The following is a 1,701-nucleotide window of genomic DNA, read 5'->3' on the forward strand; positions in this document are numbered from 1 at the left end:
TAGAGCCCGGAAGGGCTTTCTGCCGCCACAATTCTCGATTTGCGCCCGGTCGATCGACTGAAGTCGTTCGACCTCGCGGGGGTAGTCCAGCCTTCTACCGCAAAAATGGAGTTTCCACACAGCCTCGACCCAGAGGAGACAGTCGATGTGCCCGAAAACCGCCGTTTCATCCGAACACAACTGCCTCAGCGCGGGACGCGCCGACCTTATTGTTGGCTCGTTCCTCGCAGCGCTGCGCTTGAATGACAGAAATACTGCGGGTGCCCCAGATATGCCGGGTCGCCTATCGGTAGTCGTAGATAAGACCCCGGCGACAACCCAGGTTATCCAGTAAATTCAGCAGCCTCGCGCCTAAGGATGTCGCGGAGTAGCCGTTTGGCTTGGTCGAGCATACCTCTTTCATGTGGCTGCAAACGCCGACGACGCCCATGTACGACCTTGGAGCGCGCATCGTAGATCTTTTTAAAATCTGACGCTATCTGTTCGCGTTGCCGTGCGCCTCGCCCCAACATGAAGGCGCATCGGTCGGCCAGCTTGTCAGTGAGCCCCGTCTCTTGTGATTTGCCTAATATCGCTTCAATACCGATGCACGCATTAAGCAATGCCTGTGTTTCGTTACGCTCAACGTCGGCATCGAACGCCCATTCAAGTCCGGTAAGAATTCTCATAGCATCTTGATTTTCCTCTCCAGTAGATAGCAACGCTGTATAAGGCCGCAAGCTGTTGGCAATCGACTCCACCTGAGACACAGGCTGCTCAGAGCCGAGGCCGAATAGGCCTCCGCCCAACGTTGGCGGCTCGACATACCGGCATGTTCCAAGCCGCTGCCGCAACTGCTCGGATAGGCTGATCTTCAGAATATTTGTCGGCCTGTCGGGCTCGTAGCCGAGCATTTCGCTGTCCTGCGTCGAGGCGGAATAGAAGTCGAGGATCAGGCCACTTCCAGCCAGATTGAAAATCTGAAGCACCTGCTTTGCCCGCGAAATCGCATGGCTAGCGGCGGAGCTGCTTTCCGACCTGTCCAGATAACCGCTTGCGCTAATCTCCAGGCAAACGGGATTTTCCTTTGCATTTGGCCCTTTCAAGCCGCCTGGTTGAGTCAGCATTCCCAAGAGACCTGACGATGAGTCAAACATGGATGGAGGGCCGCCGAGGTCAGATCGTATAATGCGGGCGCGTTTTCCAATCGTGAGGTTTAGTTCGCCTGCAATCGATAGTCCGGGCAGCTTGATTAATGTCAGATATGTTCTGGGGTGGCGCAATATCTCGTCAGTGACAATGTCAGCCCACTCAAGAGGTGCCGCTACATTTGACGTGTCAATTTTCTCTTTCCTGACAGCCTCGGCGCGAGTTGCGGCCGAGAAAATAAGCGAGACAGCGCCGGAAACATCGACCAGCTCAGACCAGGGCGCATTTGCAAGCAGATACCGTATGAGCGGTAGCATGCCGTCGGCGGATATCGCGTTTGGCGCTTTGGGGTCGTGAAGCGCTACGGCAAACTGGCGGATCGCCTGTCTCGGATCGGGTTTCACTTGTAACCTCTGTAAATTATCGTTTTCAATGCGCGGTGACGCTCCCCCCGGCGTCAGACTAGTTGTCGTGTCGTTTGAATCTTAGACGAGGTCCGGGGGCGGTAGAATCGGCATGAATGAAAGCCTACTCAGCAGAACGAAAAGAAGCCCTGGTGCGTCGTATGATGCC

Annotated in this window: 1 protein-coding gene; it reads right to left on the bottom strand. The window is 55.4% G+C overall.

Annotation, left to right across the window (positions count from 1 at the left end; all coding sequences use genetic code 11):
- Positions 1-323 precede the first annotated feature (323 nt).
- A complete protein-coding gene (locus C0Z18_RS32370; protein WP_102649534.1) occupies positions 324-1,532 on the bottom strand; it encodes a HEPN domain-containing protein in 1,209 nt (402 codons plus the stop codon).
- Positions 1,533-1,701 lie beyond the last annotated feature (169 nt).

Origin of the sequence: Trinickia dabaoshanensis (assembly GCF_002879885.1) — a bacterium.
Taxonomy (GTDB): Bacteria; Pseudomonadota; Gammaproteobacteria; order Burkholderiales; family Burkholderiaceae; genus Trinickia; species Trinickia dabaoshanensis.